The sequence below is a fragment of the Marinovum sp. genome (assembly GCF_048263515.1).
GTDB lineage: Bacteria > Pseudomonadota > Alphaproteobacteria > Rhodobacterales > Rhodobacteraceae > Marinovum.
This window is the reverse complement of record NZ_JBLXEC010000024.1, coordinates 1-19,060: the sequence shown is the minus strand read 5'-3', so window position 1 is coordinate 19,060 and position 19,060 is coordinate 1. Positions and strand designations below refer to the sequence as shown.

The following is a 19,060-nucleotide window of genomic DNA, read 5'->3' as shown; positions in this document are numbered from 1 at the left end:
GAGCCCCCAGGCAACGCCGCCGCCGGGCACCGTCAGTAACGTTTCAGCGTATCGCCAAAACTGATCTTCGGCGTCATCTCGAAGACCCGCTCCTCGCCCTTGTCGCCTTCGAGCCGCTCCACCAGGATCTGCGCCGCGCGGGTGCCGATATCGCGCCGGCAGGCATCCATCGTCGCCAGCTTGCGCGGCAGCCCCTGCAACAGCTCGACCCCGTTGAAGCCCGCAAGACCGATGCGGCCCGGAATGTCGTACCCCGCTTCCATCAGCCACAACAGCCCGCCGGCGCCGATCATGTCGTTGGAGTAATACAGGAAATCGAGGTCAGGCGTGCGCTCCATCATGGCCTGGGTCATCTCGCGCCCCTTGGCCAGCGCCGAGCCGCCGGAATAGAACTCCTGATCCATGATCTCGACACCATTGCGCGCCAGCTCTTCGGTGAACCCTTCGAAGCGTTTGCGGGCGCGATGGTCCAGCGGCATCTTGGTGCCCATGAAGCCGATGTTCTCGTAGCCCTGCTTGAGGATCGCCTTGGCCATCTGCCGCCCGGCGCGGCGGTGCGAAATGCCCACGGCGGCGTCAATCGGAATGCCGTCGGTGTCCATGATCTCGACCACCGGAATGCCAGAGGCCTTGAGCATGGCGCGCGAGGCCTCCGACCGCTCCAGCCCCGCGATGATCACCCCCGAGGGTCGCCAGGACAGCATCTCGAAGAGCACGCGCTCTTCCTTTTCCGGCATGTAATCGGTCACACCCACCACCGGCTGCAGCTCGGTCTCTTCCAGCACCGCGCTGATCGCGCTGAGCACTTCCGGAAAGACCATGTTGCTCAGCGACGGGATGATCACCGCCACCAGGTTCACCCGCTGGCTGGCCAGCGCGCCGGCGATCTTGTTGGGCACGTAGCCCAGCTGCTTGGCGGTGGCGAGCACCTTCTCGCGGGTGGCGGCGCTGACATCGCCGCGATTGCGCAGCACGCGGCTCACGGTCATCTCGGAAACCCCCGAGGCTTCTGAGACGTCGCGAAGCGTCAGCGGACGGTTATGCTCTGAGGTCACTTGGATAATCCCGATTTATACGCGCTCAGACTAGGCATTCCGTCCGGGGTGTTCAAGTTCGCCGACGCCTCCTGCGGGCCTGTCGGGGCCTGCAAGTCCGCAACGACCGCACGGCCCGGGCCCGCACCTGCCCCTCCGCATCCCGCGCCCCCGGATTGCCCCACCGCAGGCTGACCCGATCGCCACAACCCCGCCGCAACTTTTTCGGACCCGTGTCTTTCCGGGCTGACAGGAGGCGTTCCAGCGGTTATGTCAGCCCCCAAGCGGCCCCGTGGCTCAACTGGATAGAGCAGCCCCCTCCTAAGGGGCAGGTTGCAGGTTCGAATCCTGCCGGGGTCGCCATACACATCAAGAGGTTACGCGCCCAGAAACCGGCCGTTAGGCGGAGACGGTCAAGACCATCTCCGCCAGCCATTCGCGCATCGATTTGCCGGGCCTGCAGGACGCCCGGCAAGCCAGAACCTCAGTTCGTGCCGTAGGTCACCGGATCAAGCTTCGAGAAGATCTCGTCGCAATAGACCTGCTCCAGCCCGGCCACGGTACCCAGTCGGACAACCAGCGCGCGCCACATGCCACGGAAATTGGTCTAGACAGTTTGTAATTTCGACAGTATTGGTTGGTCCAATAGGGAGAAGACAGAACCTACACCCTCGGGAGGAGCCCCAAAATGACCAAAACTTTCCGCAGATCGGCCCTGGTATCGCTCATCGGCGCGATCGCGCTGGCTTTACCGGTTGGATCAATCACCGCCACCGCTGCCAGCGCGCAGGACTTTCCGGCCAAGCCCATCGAAGTGATCGTGCCGTTCAAGCCCGGCGGTCGGACCGATGTCGTCGCCCGGATGATCGGCGAGAAGATCAAGGAGCAGGGCTGGCTGAGCCAGCCGATGGCCGTGGTCAATGCCGACGGCGGCGCCGGGGCGGCGGCGGTCAACCGGATGAACCGCGGCGACGCTGAGGGCCACACCATCGTGCACTGGCACCACCAGGCGCTGATCGCGATGGCGATGGGTCTGGGCGACTTCCAGCTCGAGGACTTCAAGTCGATCGGCTACACCGGCGGCGGCAGCCCGGTCTGGGTGGTCAGATCCGACAGCGACTTCCAGTCGATGGAAGACCTGATCGCGCATCTCAAGGACAACCCCCGCAGCCTGGTGGAAGCGGTCGGCATCGGCACCATTCCGCATTTCGTCGGCGCCCTGCTGGCCAAGGAGGCCGGCTTCGAGACCCGCTATGTCACCGCCAATTCCGGCGCGGACCGCCTGCGCCTGCTCCTGGGCGGCAATGCCGATATCGCGCTGTTTTCGGCCTCGGAATACCTCGCGCAGGGCGACGGGCTGCGGCCGCTGATCTATTTCGGGCGGGATCGCCTGCCCGACTTGCCCGATGTGCCGACGGCGATCGAGCTGGGCTATGACGTGTCCTGGGCCAATCCGAACTGGTGGCTGGCCCCGGCCTCGACCCCTGACGAAAACGTCGCGGCACTGGAAGCGGCGCTGGAAAAGGCGATCAACGACCCCGAGATCGCCGAGTATTTCCGCAACAACACGCTGCAGCCCTACTGGACCTCTGGCGCTGCCTCGATGGAAGACGCGACCCGCCAGCTCGAAGCGCTGAAGGCCATTGCGGCGACCATCAACTGAGCGAACTTTGCGGCGGGCCGGTATCGGCCCGCCCGACGGAGGAAGACCCATGACCGAAGCGACGCGCCGTTCCATCGCCGATCTTGTCCTGTCGCTGCTGGTGGTGGCCGGGGCGGTGACCCTGTTCATCGGCGCCGCCGAGCTGCCGCCGCCGCGGTTCGAGCCGCTGGGCTCGGCCGCGCTTCCGCGCATTCTTGGCGGGCTGCTGCTGTTGTTCGCGGCGATCCTGTCGGTGCGGGCCGGCCTGCGCCTGCGGCACGGCTGGGTCGCGCCGGAAACGGCAGCAAGCACAGCTGACCCGCGCAAGGGCTTTGCGGTCTTTCTGGCGCTGGTCGCCTATGTCTTTGCGCTGGACGTGCTGCGGCTGCCCTTTGTCCCGGCGACCACGGTCTTTGTCACGGTCGCGGGCCTGAGCATCGGTGCAAGATCCTGGCGCAATCTGGCGGTCTTTGCCGGGCTGGGCCTGGTGCTGGCGCTGGCGATCTCGACCATCCTCGGCCACTTTCTTTACATCACGATCGGATAACCGATGGGCGACGCCTTCCTTCTTCTGTTCGAATGGCAGAACCTGCTGTTCCTGTTCGTCGGCACGGCGCTTGGCATCGTGGTAGGCGCGGTCCCGGGGCTCACCGCCTCGATGCTGATTGCGCTGACCCTGCCGCTGACCTTCCACATGGACCCGGTCGGCGCCGTGACCCTGTTGATCGGCGAATATGTCGGCGGCATTTCCGGCGGGCTGATCACCGCGATCCTGCTGCGGATGCCGGGCACGCCCGCCTCGATCGTCACCACCTTCGACGGCTATCCGATGGCGATGCAGGGCAAGGCCGAAAGGGCGCTGGCGCTCGGCATCATGGCCTCGGTGGTCGGCGGCATCATTTCCTGGGGGTTTCTGGCCGGCATGTCCCCGGCGCTGGCGCGCTTTGCCCTGCAATTCGGGCCGTGGGAGTATTTCACCCTGGTGCTGATGGCGCTGGTCATGCTGGCGGTGCTGTCGCAGGGCTCGCTGACCAAGGGCCTGCTGGCGGCGGCGCTGGGCATGGCCTTTGCCCTGCCAGGAATCGACAGTTCCATCGGCCAGGCGCGGCTGACCTTCGGCTCAAGCACCATGCTGTCGGGCTTCGGCCTTCTGCCGGTGCTGATCGGAGCCTTTGCCATCAGCCAGATCCTGCGCGATGCCGCCACCCCGCAAAGCAGCACGACCATGGCGATCCCCAAGAAACGGCTGCCGATTTATCGCAGCGACATCCGCTACGCCGGCAAACTGCTGCGCGGATCGGTGATCGGCACTTGGATCGGCCTGCTGCCCGGGATCGGCGCCAATATCGCGGCGCTGATGTCCTATTCGACGGAAAAGCAGCTTTCCAGCGAGCCCGAGAAATTCGGCACCGGGCACGAGCCGGGCGTCGTCGCGGCGGAAAGCGCCAACAATGCCTCGATCGGCGGCGCGCTGATCCCGCTGATTACGATGGGCATCCCCGGTAGCGTGACCGAGGCGATCCTGATCGGCGCCCTGACCATTCACAACCTGCAGCCCGGCCCGCTGCTGTTCCAGAACGCGCCGGAAATCGCCTATGGCATCATTGCCGCCTACCTGGTGGCCAATATCCTGATGTTGGTGCTGATGTGGGCGTCAGTGCGCCATATCGCCCAGATCGTGCGGCTGCCGCGCTCGGGCCTGATGGCGGTGATCCTGGTGTTCTGCGTCACCGGCTCCTACGCGGTGAATTCGAGCTTTGCCGACGTCTGGGTGATGATTGCCTTCGGGGTGATCGGCCTGGGCCTGGAATACTGCCGGGTGCCGCTTGGCCCCTTCGTGATCGGCTTTGTCCTCAGCCCGATTGCCGAAGAGCAGTTGCGCGCCTCGTTGATGATGTCCGACGGCGATGTCACCGAGATCCTGGCGCGACCCTATGCGCTGCTGTTCCTGGCGCTGGCCATCCTGACCGTCGCCTGGCCACATGTCTTTGCCCGCCTGAGAAAGGGCGGCACCGGACTGGAAAAGGAAGCCTCATGAGCCCTCTGGACCTTCCCGGCGGCAGCCGCCGCTACCTGCAGATCGCCCGCCAGCTGGCCGGTGAGATCGACACCGGGCGCTATGCCTCTGGCGAACGCCTGCCGCCCGAGCGCGAGTTGGCGCAGACCCTTGATGTCAGCCGAACCACGGTGCGCGAGGCGCTGCTTGCGCTGGAGATCATGCGCTACATCGAGATCAAGGTCGGTGCCGGGGTCTATGTCCTCGACGCGGCGGTGCGGGCGCGCGGCGTACCCAGCGAACCGGACAGCGCCGCCCCGTCAGAGGTGCTGGCCGCCCGCCGTCTGGTCGAGGCCGAGACCGCGGCGCTTGCCGCCACCCATGCCACGCCCGCACAGCTGCAGGGCATGCGCGAGGCCAACGATCAGATGGCCGCCAGCATCGACGACATCGCCCGGTTCGACGCCGCCGACGCGCTGTTTCACCAGCGCGTCGCAGAGGCCGCCGGAAACGACGTGCTCTCGGGCTTCGTCGCACAGCTCTGGCGGATGCGCGAGAGCGAGATGTGGGCCTTCTGGTACGATCAGACCCGCCACCCCGACAACCGCCGGCAATCGGTCGAGGATCACAGGGCCATCCTGCGGGCCTTCGAACGCAGGTCCGCTGATGCCGCCCGCACCGCCATGCAGTCGCACCTCGACGTGCTGGCCGACCGTTTCTACGAACTCAAGCTTTAAGGACCGCCCATGTCGTCTGCTCCTGACATCGTCTTCATCATCACCGATCAACAGCGCTACGACACGATCCGCGCGCTTGGCGCGTCGCATATGGACACGCCCAACATCGACCGGCTGGTGAACACCGGTGTCAGCTTCGAGCAGTGCCACGTCACCGCGCCCTCCTGCGTGCCTTGCCGCGCCAGCCTGTTCACCGGGTACTACCCGCACACAAACGGCGTTCTGGCCAACGGCCAGCCTTGGAGCCGGACCTGGGTCTCCGACCTGGCCGGGGCGGGTTATCACTGCGTGAACATCGGCAAGATGCACACCATCCCCTATGACGCCAAGGCGGGCTTTCACGAAAGGTTCGTGGTCGAGAACAAGGACCGCTACATGGAGGGCCGCTGGTTCTTTGACGAATGGGACAAGGCGCTGGCCAGCCACGGCCTGAAGAAGCAGCAGCGCGAGGAATACCGCAAGCGCCCCGACTACAAGGACCGGCTGGGCGCCTTTACCTGGGACCTGCCTCCGGCGCTGCAATCGGACAACTTCATCGGCGACACCACCTGCTGGTGGCTCGAGACCAAGCCCGTCGAAAAGCCGCTGTTCCTCGTTGTCGGCTTCCCCGGGCCGCACCCGCCCTATGACCCGACGCCCGAGATGGCCGAGAAATACATGGCGCGGGATGTGCCCCTGCCGGACGTCTCTGACGAGGACCTCGCGGGCCTGGCCGCCCCCTGGATCGAAAAGCGCGTGCATGACGTCGAGGTCGACCATGACAGCGTCGCCTGGAAGCTCGACCCGACGGTCGAGGAATTGAAGCGGATGCGGGCGTATTACTATGCCAACTGCGAGATGATCGACACCCAGGTCGGGCGCATCCTCGATGCGCTGGAGGCGCGGGGCCGGATGGACAACACCATCGTCGTCTTCACCTCGGACCACGGCGACAACCTGGGCGATCACGGGTTGAGCCAGAAATGGGCGCCCTATGAAGAGGTGACCCGCGTGCCGATGATCATCTCGGCGCCGGGGCGCTTTGACGGCGGGCGCACGGTCACCGAGCTGGTGCAGCTCTTTGATCTGGGGCCGACGATCCTCGAATGGGCAGGCGTCGAGCCCGACGCCTCGATGGAGGCCCGGTCGCTGAACCCGGCGCTCGAAGGCGCGCCCTTTGCCGGGCGCAGCCACGTGTTCTGCGAGCAGGCCGGCGATGTGAACATGACCGGTGCCAGCTATCTGACGATGGCCCGGTCAGAGACCCACAAGCTGGTGCAGTTTCGCGGCTCGACCGAAGGCCAGTTGTTCGATCTGGTCGCCGATCCCGGCGAGCGGCGCAACCTCTGGAATGATCCCGCGGCCGCCGAGGCGAAACAGGGCCTGCTGACCGCCCTGCTGGACTTCCACCTCGAAAGCGCGGTGCACACGAGGAACGCCCGACGTCGGATCGTGCAGTCGCCTGAAAACCGGACTGCCTGAGGCGGCAAGATCCACCGATGATCACCGGAGCGGGTCGCTGCGCAAGCAGCGGCCCGCCAGCGCGCGCTCAGGCGGCGGTGTTTCTGGCCACAAGCTCCTTGTACAGGTCGCGGATGCGCCGGGTGATCGGGCGGTCGCCGGAGCCGATCGGCTTGCCGTCGATCTCGGCCACCGGGGTCTGGGCGCCGAAGGTGCCGGTCAGAAAGGCCTCGTCGGCGCCGTAGGCCTCGTAGAGCGAATAGTTCTTCTCGAAGACCGGAATGCCGTTGTCGCGGCACAGGTCGATGACCTTCTGCCGGGTGACGCCGTTCATGCAGTAGTCACCGGTCGAGGTCCAGACCTCGCCCCGGCGGACGATGAAGAAGTTGCAGGCGTTGGTGGTGTTCACGAAGCCATGCGGATCGAGCATCAGCCCCTCGTCCGCGCCCGCCTGTTCGGCCTGAAGACAGGCGATCACGCAGTTCAGCTTGGAATGCGAGTTGAACTTGGCGTCCTGGCTCATCGGCAGGCCGCGCACCTGCGGCACCGTGGCGAGGCGGATGCCTGCAGAGTGCAGACGGTCCACCGGTTTCGAATGCTCGATGATGGCCACGATGGAGGCACCCCAGCGGCTGAGGCCCGGGTGCTGGAACGGCTTGGCCTTGCGGCCGCGCGTGATCATCAGGCGACAATGCGCATCGGTGGTCATGCCGTTGGCGCGGGCGGTCTTGTCGAGGATCTCGAGGATGTCGTCCGGCCCGATCCCGAGGTCGATGGAGACCGCCTTGAGCGAGTTGAACAGCCGATCCATGTGCTCGTCGAAGAAGGCCCATTTGCCGTTGTAGAGCCGCATCCCCTCCCACATGCCGTCGCCCAGCATGAAGCCGGAATCATAGACCGAGACCACCGCCTCGGCCTTGGGCTTCAGCTCGCCGTTGACGTAGATCAGGATCTCGTCATTGCGGGGATCGTGCTCTGCGTCGTGGGTGGTCTTCTTGTCGAGATCAGTCATGTCAGTGCCCCGGAAGCTGGTTGAGAACGGCCTGCGTGCAGGTATCGGGGGCACGGGCCGCTGCTGCAAGCAGATCGTTCGCCCGGGCCTGCCTCTCCCCTGCAGGCCCGGGCGGTGCCGAGGCGCAGCCGCCTCAGATCTCCACGTCGATCGCCACGCCGCGTTCGCGCGCCAGGTCGACCACGGCTGCCGCCACCGCCAGGTCCTGCAGCCCGACACCGGTGCCGTCGAACAGGGTGATTTGCTCGTCCGAGGTGCGGCCCGGATCAGTGCCGTTGATCACCGCGCCCAGCTGGCGGATGTCGCTCTCAGTGATCAGCCCCTGCGCCACCGCGTGCTGCGCCTCGCCAATGCTGACCGATTGCGCCACCTCGTCGGTATAGACGGTGGCGCGGGCCAGCAGCTGCGGGTCGACCTCCTGCTTGCCCTTGGTGTCGGTGCCCATGCAAGCGATATGGGTGCCCGGCGCCACCTGACCGGCGGCAAGGATGGCGTCAAAGGACGAGGTGATCGAGATGATCACGTCGGCGTCGGCCATGCCGTCCAGCTCGACCGCCTCGAACGGCAGACCGGCCTCGCCCGCCACCTCTTCGAGGTTGGGCAGCATCTCGGGATGCAGGTTCCAGCCGATGACCTTGTCGAAGTCGCGCTGTTTCAGCGCCGCGCGCAGCTGGAATTTCGCCTGATGACCGGCGCCGATCATGCCGATGACACGTGCGTCCTTGCGCGCCAGATGCGCGATGGAGACTGAAGAGGCCGCGGCGGTGCGCAGGGCGGTCAGCAGGTTGCCACCGACCATGGCGGTGGGCTTGCCGGTGTCGGGATCGAACAGGAACACGGTGGACTGGTGATTGATCAGCCCGCGCTTTTCGAGGTTGTGCGGCCAGTAGCCGCCAGCCTTGAGGCCGAGCGTCGCGCCAGCGCGGTCGAAGCCGCCCTTGAAGCCGTAAAGCGCATCCTCGTGGCCGATGGCCTCGCGCACCACGGGGAAATTGTAGGCGTCATCGCGCGCCATGGCGGCAAAGACCTGCTCGACGGCGTCAAAGGCGGCCTCTGGGGTGATGAGCCCGGCGATGGCGCCTTCGGGGACGATGGTGAGGATGGTTGTCTTGGTCATGTCGAGGCCCATGGGATGTCCTTTGATCGGGCGCAGGGCGCGCGGTTGGCGCACCCGGCGAAGGGAGTGACGGGGAAAGGTGGGCAAACGCCCACCCTGCGCGACCGATGTCAGTAGGCGCGGCCGCGGGCCGAGACCGGCCAGACGCATTCGACCTGGCCATTGCGCACACCGACGTACCAGTCGTGCACATTGGCGGTCGGGTCGCAGTGGCCCGGCACCAGCCGCAGCTTTTCGCCGACCTTGAGCGCGCCTTGCGGATCGGCAATCACGCCGTGCTCGTCAGAGCATTTGACGTATTCCACGTCATCGCGGCCAAAGATCACCGGCAGGCCGGAGTCCACCGATTGCGCCTTGAGACCCGCATCGCAGATCGCCTTGTCAGCCTTGGCGTGGCTCATCACCTGGGTGAGGATGAAGAAGGCATTCTCCCACTCCCCCCGGTCGATGCGCTGGCCCTTTTCGTCGAGGATGCGGCCGTAATCGGCATCCATGAAGGCATAGGAGCCGCATTGCAGCTCGTTGTAGACGCCGGAATTGCTCTCGAAATAATACGATCCGGTGCCGCCGCCCGAGACCAGTTCGCAGGAGATGCCCTCGGCCTTGAGCGCCTCGACCGCCTCGGAGACCTGAGCGATGGCGATGTCGAGCATTTCCTTGCGGGCCTCGAAGCTGTCAATGTGCTGCATGGCGCCTTGGTAGGCCTGGATGCCGGTGAACTTGAGCCCCTCGGCCGCCTCGATTGCCTTGGCGATCTCGACCACCGCCTCGGTCGTGGTCACGCCGCAGCGCCCGGCGCCGCAATCGATCTCGACCAGGCATTCGATCGTGGTGCCGTGTTTCTGCGCGGCCTCTGACAGCTCTGCCACGTTGGCCAGATCATCGACACAGACAATCGTCCGGGCGCCCAGGTTGGGCAGCTGCGCCAGGCGGTCGAGCTTTTGCGGGTCGCGCACCTGGTTCGACACCAGGATGTCCTTGATGCCACCACGGGCAAAGACCTCGGCCTCGGACACCTTCTGGCAGCAGACGCCGACCGCGCCGCCCAGCTCTTCCTGCAGCTTGGCCACGTCGACCGATTTGTGCATCTTGCCATGCACCCGGTGGCGCATGCCGTGGGCCTTGGCGTAATCGCCCATCTTCTTGATATTGCGCTCCAATGCGTCGAGGTCGAGCACCAGCGCCGGGGTCTGGATGTCGGCCTCGGCCATGCCCGGCTTGGCCGGGATGTCAAAGCCCACGTCGAATTGGTCGAGGTTGGTCATGTCTTTCATCTTTCTTCTCCCTTGAAGCGGCGCGCCACGGCGCCCGCTGGAATCTTGTCTCGGGGGGGCTCAGCCCACCATCCACGGAAGCCTGTCCAGATCGACGTTGCCGCCGGTCACGATCAGGCCGACACGCTTGCCCCTAAACGCCTCGGCGTTCTTGAGCACCACCGCCAGCGGCACCGCCGACGACGGCTCCATCACCACGCGCAAATGCTTCCAGACCAGTTTCATCGCGTCGATGATCTCCTGCTCGGAGGCGGTGTAGATCTCGGTCACATGGGTCGACACGAAATGCCAGGTCAGGTCCTTGAGCGGCACCAGCAGCCCGTCGGCCACGGTTTTCGGCGCGTCATCGGCAATGATGTGACCGGCCTTGAAGCTGCGGTAGGCGTCGTCGGCCTGCTCCGGCTCGGCAGCGATCACCTGGGTTTCGGGCGCGAGCGTCGAGAGCGTCAGGCAGGTGCCCGAGATCATGCCGCCGCCGCCGATCGGGGCCACCACCATGTCGAGCCCGTCGGTCTGCTCGATGAACTCTTTCGAGCATGTGCCCTGGCCGGCGATCACCCGGGGGTCATTGTAGGGATGGACGAAATCGCCCCCCGTCGCCGCCTGCACCTCGGCAAAGGTCGCCTCGCGCGAGGATGTCGAAGGCTCGCATTCGGTGATCTGGCCACCATAGCGGCGCACGGTGTCCTTCTTGGCCTGCGGCGCGGTGCGCGGCATGACCACGTTGCAGGGAATGCCCCGGCGCATCGCGGCATAGGACAGGCAAGAGGCATGGTTGCCCGAGGAATGCGTCGCCACGCCCTTCTTGGCCTGTTCGTCGTTCAGGCCAAAGACCGCGTTGGCGGCGCCGCGGACCTTGAAGGCCCCCGGCTCCTGGAAATTCTCGCACTTGAAGAACAGCTCGGCGCCCGACAGCTCGTTCAGGTAATCCGAGGTGCGGATCGGCGTGCGGCGGATGTGCGGCTTGATCCGCTCATGCGCCGCCAGCATGTCGTCGTAGCTGGGAATGTCCATCACGGTGTCCTTCATCACGCGGCGGCCTTCTGATGCAGCGCCGGGTTGGCGCGGTAGTATTCCTGCGCCGCCGCGACGCCCGAACCAAGGCGGATGTCGAGGCCGAGATTGGCCATGCACATCTCGGCAGTGGCGATGCCCGACAGGGTCATCACGTCGGTCAGGCTGCCCAGGTGGCCGATGCGGAAGACTTTGCCGGCGACCTCGCCCAGGCCGACACCGAAGGCCACGCCATAGGTGGTGGCGGCATGGCTGACGATCCGGGTGGCGTCGAATCCTTCGGGCGTGCGGATCGCGCTGACCGTATCGGAATAGACATCCGGCGAGGCAGCGCAGAGCTCCAGCCCCCAGGCGCCGACGGCCGCCCGCACGCCTTCGGCGATACGGTGATGGCGGGCAAAGACATTCTCGAGCCCCTCGTCCAGCAGCATCCGGCAGGCCTCGTTCAGCCCGTTCATCAGGCCGACCGGCGGCGTATAGGGATAGGCGTTGTTGGCGTAGCCCTTGGCCATGTCCTTGACGTCAAAGAAGGTGCGCGGCAGCTTGGCCGTCTCGACAGCCGCCATGGCGCGCGGGCTGAAGCCCACGATGGCGAGACCGGCGGTCAGCATGAAGCCCTTCTGCGAGCCGGTGACGGCAACGTCGACGCCCCAGTCGTCAAAGCGGAAATCCATCGAGGCAATCGAGCTGACGCCATCGACAAACAGCAGCGCCGGGTGGCCGGCGGCATCGAGCGCGCGGCGAATGGCGGCGATGTCGGATTTCACCCCGGTGGCGGTCTCGTTATGCGTCGCCAGAACCGCCTTGATCCGGTGGCTGGTGTCGGCGGTCAGGATCTCTTCGTAACGGTCGGCGGGAATGCCCTGGCCCCAGGGGGTTTCGACAATCTGCACGTCGAGCCCGTGGCGCTGACACATGTCGATCCAGCGATGCGAGAACATGCCGTTGCGCGCGGCCAGAACGGTATCGCCAGCCGAGAGCGTGTTGGTCAGCGCGGTTTCCCAGCCGCCGGTGCCGGAGGAGGGAAAGATGAAGACCTCGGCATTGTCGCTTTTCAGCACGCGGCGCACGCCGGCGCGGGCGGGGTGCAGGATCTGGCCGAACAGCGGCGAGCGGTGGTCGATCGTCGGCATGTCGCAGGCCTTGCGCAGGGCCTCGGGGATATTGGTCGGGCCCGGAATGAAAACGGGGTTCTGAAAGCTCATCTGAGTGTCTCCTCGGGTCTGTTGGCTGACATTACCCCGCGCCCCGAGCGAAGGAAATTTTTTTGAAATGCGTTTTCAGAAATGGCGTAAGAGAAAAAATTTCAATATTGTCAGATGGTTGTTATTTTTCATATGCTGCAGGTCGGTTTCACTGCATTCCCGGAGGCAGCTTATGGTTTCCCGAGACAATCCCGAAAAACCCGCCCGCCGGGCCCGTGGCCGCCCCCGCGACTGGGACGACAAGACCGCGCAGAACACCATCAAGTCGCTCGACCGGGCGATGGAGGTGTTTGAATATCTCAGCGCCGCGCAGGGCAAGTCGCTGACCGCATTGTCAGAGGAAACCGATCAGTCGCCAGCCACGGTCTATCGCATCCTGACCACGCTGCAGACCCGCGGGCTGGTGGAATTCGACGCCGAAGAGCAGGTCTGGCACATCGGCGCCCAGGCCTTTGTCATCGGCGCGCGGTTTTTGCGCCGCACCAGCCTGGTGGAACGCGCGCGGCCGATCCTGCGGCGGCTGATGGAGGTGACGGGCGAAACCGCCAATCTCGGGATCGAAAAGGAAGGCGCGGTGCTGTTTCTCAGCCAGGTCGAGACCCATGCCAGCATCCGCGCCTTCTTTCCGCCGGGCACGCTCTCGCCGATGTTTGCCTCGGGCATCGGCAAGGCGCTGCTGGCGCAGATGGATGCGGCGCGGCTGGACCGGGTGCTGGCGGCCGCCCCGCCCTATGCCTTTACCGCGCAGACGATCATCGACCCGGGGCTGCTGCGGCAGGAACTGTCGCTGACCCACAGCCGCGGCTTTGCCATCGACAACGAGGAAAAGACCGTCGGCATGCGCTGCATCGCGGCGCCGGTGTTTGACATGAACTCCGAGGCGGTGGCGGGCATCTCGGTCTCCGGCCCCACCAGCCGCGTGGGCGACGCCGAGATCGGCCCACTGAGCCAGGCAGTGATCGAAGCGGCGCAGCAGTTGAGCTGGGCGATCGGCGGCGGTGGCGGGGTTCGTCAGGGCTGAACGCGGAAAACCTCTCCGGGGTCAAGTCGCAGCTGTCAGAGGAAGAGACCGCCAGGCCGGGCGACCGCGCCTTCCGCGACACCTGAGCTCGGCTAGGGCGCCTTGGGCGTCACGTGGATGTCGCCGGCGGCCAGCACTGGCGAGGCGTCGATATCCTCGGCGTCGAGCATTGCGGCGACCCGTTCCAGCGACGACAGAAGCTGCGCCTGCTCCCAGTCCTGCATCCGCTCGAAGGAGCCGACAAAGCGCTGTTGCAACGCGTCGGGCACGTCGCGCACGACGCTGCGGCCCTTGTCGGTGATCACCACGTTGGTCTGCCGCCGGTCGGTCTCTGACCGCTGCCGCGACACCAAGCCAGAGGCCTCGAGCTTGTCGATCAGTGCCGTCACCGTGGCCTGCACCACCCCCATCTGCGTTGCCAGCACCTTTGGCGTGGTGCGCCCGTCGTTCCGGCCCTGCAGGATCTGCAACACCCGCAGCTGCGCCGGGGTGATGCCGGCGGCGGTGGCAAGGTGTCGTTCATAAAGCGTTGTCGCCCGCAGGATTCGCCGCAGGGCGATCAGGCATTCATCAACGCGGAGGGACGGCAGGTCTGTCATGGCACAAGTGTCGCATGAAGCGCCCCGGTGCTTCAATCATCAAACTACCCGCCAAATTTCGTTCGCAAAGCCAAGAATGCTTGCCTCAAGCTGCTTCGACAGGCTTCGGAGTTTCGGCGCTAACGCGCCCGATATGCCGCTATAAGCGCACCAAACCGAGATAAATCTACTTCGCATGTTGAAGTTTTGCCGCGCTGCGGCTATTTAAGTCATCGAACGATCAGGGAGGCGAAAGCCAGATGCCGAAAGACATGACCGAACCCCGAACGCGCAAGCTCCGTTTGCGCAAACCTGACGCGACGGACGGAGCCGACATCTGGGCGCTTGTCAAAAGCTGCAAGCCGCTCGACGAGAATTCCATGTATGCGAACCTGATCCAGGCGGATCATTTTCGTGACACCTGCGTGGTGGCGGAACTCGACGGCGAGATCGTCGGCTGGATCTCCGGCCACATGATTCCCGCCAGGAACGAGCTTTTCGTCTGGCAGGTCGCGGTGAGCGAAGCCGCCCGGGGCCTCGGCCTCGGCAAGAAGATGCTGCTGGAACTGATCCAGCGCGACGCCTGCGACGGCGCAGACCATCTCAAGACCACGATCACCAAGGACAACGCCGCCTCCTGGGGGCTGTTCAAGAGCTTCGCCCGCGACATCGGCGGCGATCTGGCGGACGAGCCGCATTTCGAACGCGATGCGCATTTCGACGGTCACCACGACACCGAACACATGGTGACGATCGACCTGCCCGCGCCCGAAGAGCTGGCACGCGCCGCCTGAACGCACCCCCGAATTCAAGAATTTCTCAACGCACCAAGTGCGAAAGGATACCCTATGCCCAAAGACATGACAGAGACCCGCGACATCTTTGAACGCCGCGAGAGCGCTGCCCGCTCCTATTGCCGCAGCATGCCCGCCGTGTTCACCAGTGCCTCCGGCTCGGAGCTGACCGCCGATACCGGCAAGACCTACATCGACTTTCTCGCCGGCTGTTCCTCGCTGAACTACGGCCACAACGACCCGGACATGAAATCCGCGCTGATCGACCACATCAGCGCCGACGGCATTGCCCATGGCCTTGACCTGCACACCGACACCAAGGCGGCCTTTCTCGAGGCCTTCGACACCCATATCCTTGCCCCCCGCGGCATGGACCACCGGGTGATGTTCACCGGCCCGACCGGTGCCAACGCCGTCGAAGCGGCGATGAAGATCGCCCGCAAGGTCACCGGCCGCACCAACGTCATCGCCTTCACCAACGGCTTTCACGGTGTGACCATGGGCGCGCTGGCCGCGACCGGCAACGGCTATCACCGTGGCGGCGCCGGCATGGCGCTGACCGGCGTGACCCGGATGCCCTATGACGGCTATTTCGCCGGTTCCACCGACACCGCCGACTTCCTCGAGGCGATGCTGAGCGACAAGTCCGGCGGCGTCGATGCGCCTGCCGCGATCATCCTCGAAACCGTGCAGGGCGAAGGCGGGCTGAACGCCGCGCGCCCCGAATGGGTGCAGCGCATTGCCAAGCTGGCGAAGGATCACGGCGCCCTGCTGATCATCGACGACATCCAGGCTGGCTGCGGCCGCTGCGGCACCTTCTTCTCGTACGAGGAAATGGGCGTGACGCCGGATATCGTGACCATGGCGAAATCGCTCTCGGGCTTCGGCCTGCCGATGGCGATGCTGCTGGTCCGCCCCGAGCACGACGTCTTCGGCCCCGCCGAGCACAACGGCACCTTCCGCGGCAACACCCATGCCTTCGTCACCGCGCGCGTCGCGATCGAGAAGTTCTGGGCCGATGATGCCTTCCAGAAGGAGCTGGCCGAGAAAGCCGAGTTCATCCACGGCAAGCTGACGAAACTGGCCGACAAGGTGTCGGGCTCGAAAATGAAGGGCCGCGGGCTGATGCAGGGCGTTGACGTGGGCTCTGGCGAGCTGGCCGGCGCGATCTGCGCACGCGCCTATGAAAACGGGCTGGTGGTCGAGACCTCGGGCAACGAGGACCAGGTCGTCAAGATCCTCGCACCGCTGACCACATCCACCGCCCTGCTGGGTAAGGGGTTCGACATCCTGCTTGCCGCGGCAGACGCCGTGATTTCCGAACAAACTGCCATCGCCGCGGAGTAACCATCATGATTGTCAGAGATTTCAACAAGATCGTCGATGCCGAACGCGACCGTGTCGTTTCGGATGCTCATTGGACCTCGGTGCGGATGCTGCTGGCCGATGACGGGATGGGCTTTTCCTTCCACATCACCTTTCTCGAGGCCGGCTCGGAGCACACCTTCGAGTACAAGAACCACTTCGAGAGCGTCTACTGCATGAAGGGCAAGGGCTCGATCACCGATCTCGCCACCGGCGAGACGCACGAGATCACCCCCGGCGTGATGTATGCGCTGGACCAGCACGACCGTCACGTGCTGCGGGCCGAGGAAGAACTGGTCATGGCCTGCTGCTTCAACCCGCCGGTGACCGGCACCGAAGTGCACCGCGAAGACGGCTCCTATGCGGCCGCAGAGGTCGCGTAACCATGCCCCATACAGTCGAAAAGATCGGCGGGACCTCAATGGACCGCATCGACGAGCTGCGCGATACGCTGATTGTCGGTGACCGCAAGCCGGAGGACCTCTATGGCCGCGTCTTCGTGGTCTCGGCCTTCGGCGGCATCACCAACCTGCTGCTCGAACACAAGAAAACCGGCGAACCCGGCGCCTATGCGGCCTTTGCCAGCGACGACAACGATCACGGCTGGCACGACCGGCTGGACCGCGTCGCCCAAGCGATGACGGCGGCGCATGCCCGCGTGCTGGACAACCCGGCCGATATCGAACGTGCCGATGCCTTTGTGCATGACCGCATGCTGGGCGCGCGCAACTGCCTGATCGACCTGCAGCGGCTGTGCTCTTACGGGCACTTCCGCCTGTCGCAGAATATGGGCCAGACGCGCGAGCTTTTGGCCGGTCTGGGCGAGTCGCATTCGGCCTTTGTCACCTCGCTGATGCTGCAGCGCGCCGGGGTCAACGCCCGCTTCGTCGACCTGTCCGGCTGGTGCGACGAGGGCGACCTGAGTCTCGACGAGCGCATCACCGGCGCGATGGAGGGTGTCGACGTCACCACCGAGATGCCGATCGTCACCGGCTATGCGCAATGCGCCGAGGGCCTGATGGGCGAGTTCGACCGCGGCTATTCCGAGGTCACCTTCTCGCGGCTGGCGGCCCTGACCGGCGCGCGCGAGGCGATCATCCACAAGGAGTTTCACCTCTCCTCGGCCGATCCCAACCTCGTCGGTGCCAATGCCGTCAAGAAGCTGGGCCGGACGAACTATGACGTGGCCGACCAGCTGTCGAACCTCGGGATGGAGGCGATCCACCCCAAGGCCGCCAAGACCCTGCGCCAGGCCGATGTGCCGCTGCGGGTGACCAATGCCTTCGAGCCCGCCGATCCCGGCACGCTGATCGACGACCAGCCGGCAGAAACTGCGGCGGTCGAGATCGTCACCGGCCTCGATCTCTTTGCGCTCGAGGTGTTCGAACAGGACATGGTGGGCGTCAAGGGCTACGATTCGGCGATCCTCGAGGTGCTGACGCGGCACAACGTGCGGATCGTGTCGAAAGTGTCGAACGCCAACACGATCACCCATTACGTCGACACCTCGATGAAGGTGCTGCGCCGGGTCGAGCGTGACCTGGCCAAGCTCTATCCTTCGGCCGACATCTCCTCGCGCGCCATCGCCATGGCGGCGGTGATCGGTCGCGATCTCTCGGGCCTCTCGGTGCTGACCCGCGGCCTGCAGTCCATCGCAGCCGCCGGCCTGGAAGCCATCGGCGCCACCCAGGGCCCGCGCCACGTGGACGTGCAGTTCATCCTCGAGCGCGACGCGCTGAAGCCGGCCATCGCCGCCCTGCACGGCGCGCTGGTGGAAGAAAACAACCCGAAGCTCGCTCGCGTCGCCTGAGCGCTGTTTGATCAATCGAGAAGGCCCGTTCGGCATGGCGCCGGGCGGGCCTTTTTCGTCTCTGCGACCGGATCACTGCAGGCGAAAAGGGTCACCCGGAGGGACGGGCCGGTTATCATTCTGGAGAAATGGTGCCCCCACACCGAGGATAGGGAAACAAACCCAGAAATCCGCTTTAACAGGGTGCTGAACAAGGCTGTCGTTAGGAACGGTTTCCCTCTACCCGCATGCTGGGTGAGTCTGGATCATGAGCAGGCAGTCCTCGCGGCGCTTCCTTCGTCAGGCCGCAAGCAGTTTCGGCAGCCTTCGGGCGCGACAAGGCCATCTACGACTCGCTGCACTACATTCCGGTGCTGGCCCGCAAGCCTGGGGCCCTCCGGAATGGCGCTCCCTTCAAGGACTGGGACCTGCCGTCGGCGATCAGGCGTGTGCAGCGCAAGCTTGCCAAGGTGCCGAACGGCGACCGGCCCCTTCTCGGGACATTGCTGCGCAATGCCCTGCCGGGCAGGGGATGGTCCAGATCCTGAGCATGATCCCGATAGATGGACTTGATGCGGTGGACGCTGCTTGTGCCGAAGCCCTGAACGAAGGGGCCCCTGCCGCCTCGGTCGTCATCAACATCCTGGCCCGACATCGTGAACCACCGCCGCCGCTGACCATCGATACGCCAGATGCGTTGCGACTGACCTGCGAGCCCGTGGCCGATTGCAAACGCTATGGCAGCCTCAGGAGACCCAACCATGGAAAGATCACAGGTGCTGGACGCGTCACGCCGAAGGCGTGCCTCCGTCACGACCCAGCTGTCAACGGCGGCGCAAAATCCGGCCACTGGGCGGAGCAAAAGTCGGCCAGTCTGGGCGTGACCGGCGCCTTGGCAAAAGTGGTCCGCATATAGCTGACGGTTGCCAAGGCGCCTTGGTCCGCGAGGACCAAACGCGGTCTTGGTTCAGGAGTTCTGCCGGGCCTTGCTTTGAGCGAGGCGATAGCTGTCGCCGTTCATCTCCAGGATGCTGACATGGTG

Annotated in this window: 17 protein-coding genes, 1 tRNA gene and 1 pseudogene; 12 read left to right on the top strand and 7 right to left on the bottom strand. The window is 65.1% G+C overall.

The window, feature by feature from the left end:
- Positions 1-32: 32 nt before the first annotated feature.
- Positions 33-1,055, bottom strand: coding sequence for a LacI family DNA-binding transcriptional regulator (locus ACN0SE_RS17625; RefSeq protein ID WP_417525844.1), 1,023 nt, complete (start codon positions 1,053-1,055; stop codon positions 33-35).
- A 265-nt stretch (positions 1,056-1,320) separates the two neighbouring features.
- Between ACN0SE_RS17625 and ACN0SE_RS17620 the strand changes: the two genes are divergently transcribed.
- From ACN0SE_RS17620 to ACN0SE_RS17595, 6 genes are all read left to right on the top strand, one after another.
- Positions 1,321-1,397: transfer RNA gene (locus tag ACN0SE_RS17620), tRNA-Arg, on the top strand.
- A 325-nt stretch (positions 1,398-1,722) separates the two neighbouring features.
- Positions 1,723-2,697: a Bug family tripartite tricarboxylate transporter substrate binding protein gene (locus ACN0SE_RS17615; RefSeq protein WP_417525843.1), complete on the top strand. Its 975-nt coding sequence runs from the start codon at positions 1,723-1,725 to the stop codon at positions 2,695-2,697.
- A gap of 49 nt (positions 2,698-2,746) precedes the next feature.
- A complete protein-coding gene (locus ACN0SE_RS17610) occupies positions 2,747-3,223 on the top strand; it encodes a tripartite tricarboxylate transporter TctB family protein (RefSeq protein WP_417525842.1) in 477 nt (158 codons plus the stop codon).
- A gap of 3 nt (positions 3,224-3,226) precedes the next feature.
- A complete protein-coding gene (locus ACN0SE_RS17605) occupies positions 3,227-4,714 on the top strand; it encodes a tripartite tricarboxylate transporter permease (protein WP_417525841.1) in 1,488 nt (495 codons plus the stop codon).
- Positions 4,711-5,409 carry a FadR/GntR family transcriptional regulator gene (locus tag ACN0SE_RS17600; RefSeq protein WP_417525840.1) on the top strand — a complete coding sequence of 233 codons (699 nt, stop codon included), beginning with the start codon at positions 4,711-4,713 and terminating at the stop codon, positions 5,407-5,409. The genes ACN0SE_RS17605 and ACN0SE_RS17600 overlap by 4 nt, the downstream gene beginning before the upstream one ends.
- 9 nt (positions 5,410-5,418) lie before the next feature.
- Positions 5,419-6,870, top strand: a complete 1,452-nt coding sequence (locus ACN0SE_RS17595; RefSeq protein WP_417525839.1) for a sulfatase — start codon at positions 5,419-5,421, stop codon at positions 6,868-6,870.
- A 67-nt stretch (positions 6,871-6,937) separates the two neighbouring features.
- On the opposite strand, the gene ACN0SE_RS17590 is transcribed toward ACN0SE_RS17595, so the two are convergent.
- From ACN0SE_RS17590 to bhcA, 5 genes are all read right to left on the bottom strand, one after another.
- Positions 6,938-7,861: an aminotransferase class IV gene (locus ACN0SE_RS17590; RefSeq protein WP_417525838.1), complete on the bottom strand. Its 924-nt coding sequence runs from the start codon at positions 7,859-7,861 to the stop codon at positions 6,938-6,940.
- Positions 7,862-7,994: 133 nt separating this feature from the next.
- Positions 7,995-8,978, bottom strand: a complete 984-nt coding sequence (gene bhcD, locus ACN0SE_RS17585; protein ID WP_417525837.1) for an iminosuccinate reductase BhcD — start codon at positions 8,976-8,978, stop codon at positions 7,995-7,997.
- Positions 8,979-9,088: 110 nt separating this feature from the next.
- On the bottom strand, positions 9,089-10,252 hold the full coding sequence (bhcC, locus tag ACN0SE_RS17580; protein WP_417525836.1) for a 3-hydroxy-D-aspartate aldolase BhcC: 1,164 nt from the start codon (positions 10,250-10,252) through the stop codon (positions 9,089-9,091).
- 60 nt (positions 10,253-10,312) lie between these two features.
- The gene (gene bhcB, locus ACN0SE_RS17575) at positions 10,313-11,281 is read right to left on the bottom strand and encodes a beta-hydroxyaspartate dehydratase BhcB (RefSeq protein WP_417525835.1); all 969 of its coding nucleotides are present in this window, start codon (positions 11,279-11,281) and stop codon (positions 10,313-10,315) included.
- Positions 11,281-12,471, bottom strand: a complete 1,191-nt coding sequence (bhcA, locus tag ACN0SE_RS17570; protein WP_417525834.1) for an L-aspartate--glyoxylate aminotransferase BhcA — start codon at positions 12,469-12,471, stop codon at positions 11,281-11,283. Before bhcA ends, bhcB begins: the two co-directional genes overlap by 1 nt.
- Positions 12,472-12,643: 172 nt before the next feature.
- On the opposite strand from bhcA, the gene bhcR reads away from it, so the two are divergent.
- Complete coding sequence (bhcR, locus tag ACN0SE_RS17565; RefSeq protein WP_417525833.1) at positions 12,644-13,492, top strand: HTH-type transcriptional regulator BhcR; 849 nt, start codon at positions 12,644-12,646, stop codon at positions 13,490-13,492.
- A gap of 92 nt (positions 13,493-13,584) precedes the next feature.
- Here bhcR and ACN0SE_RS17560 read toward each other — a convergent pair whose 3' ends face one another.
- Positions 13,585-14,091: a MarR family winged helix-turn-helix transcriptional regulator gene (locus ACN0SE_RS17560; RefSeq protein WP_417525832.1), complete on the bottom strand. Its 507-nt coding sequence runs from the start codon at positions 14,089-14,091 to the stop codon at positions 13,585-13,587.
- Positions 14,092-14,330: 239 nt separating this feature from the next.
- Here ACN0SE_RS17560 and ectA point away from each other — a divergent pair, with 239 nt between their 5' ends.
- From ectA to ACN0SE_RS17535, 5 genes and pseudogenes are all read left to right on the top strand, one after another.
- The gene (gene ectA, locus ACN0SE_RS17555) at positions 14,331-14,864 is read left to right on the top strand and encodes a diaminobutyrate acetyltransferase (RefSeq protein ID WP_417525831.1); all 534 of its coding nucleotides are present in this window, start codon (positions 14,331-14,333) and stop codon (positions 14,862-14,864) included.
- A gap of 54 nt (positions 14,865-14,918) precedes the next feature.
- Positions 14,919-16,211 (top strand): diaminobutyrate--2-oxoglutarate transaminase, encoded by a 1,293-nt coding sequence (gene ectB, locus ACN0SE_RS17550; protein WP_417525830.1) that lies wholly within the window; start codon positions 14,919-14,921, stop codon positions 16,209-16,211.
- Positions 16,212-16,216: 5 nt separating this feature from the next.
- The gene (locus ACN0SE_RS17545; RefSeq protein ID WP_417525829.1) at positions 16,217-16,612 is read left to right on the top strand and encodes an ectoine synthase; all 396 of its coding nucleotides are present in this window, start codon (positions 16,217-16,219) and stop codon (positions 16,610-16,612) included.
- A 2-nt stretch (positions 16,613-16,614) separates the two neighbouring features.
- Positions 16,615-18,039, top strand: coding sequence for an aspartate kinase (locus ACN0SE_RS17540; RefSeq protein WP_417525828.1), 1,425 nt, complete (start codon positions 16,615-16,617; stop codon positions 18,037-18,039).
- A gap of 302 nt (positions 18,040-18,341) precedes the next feature.
- Positions 18,342-18,835: pseudogene (locus tag ACN0SE_RS17535) on the top strand (IS21 family transposase); the annotation flags it as partial.
- Positions 18,836-19,060: the final 225 nt, after the last annotated feature.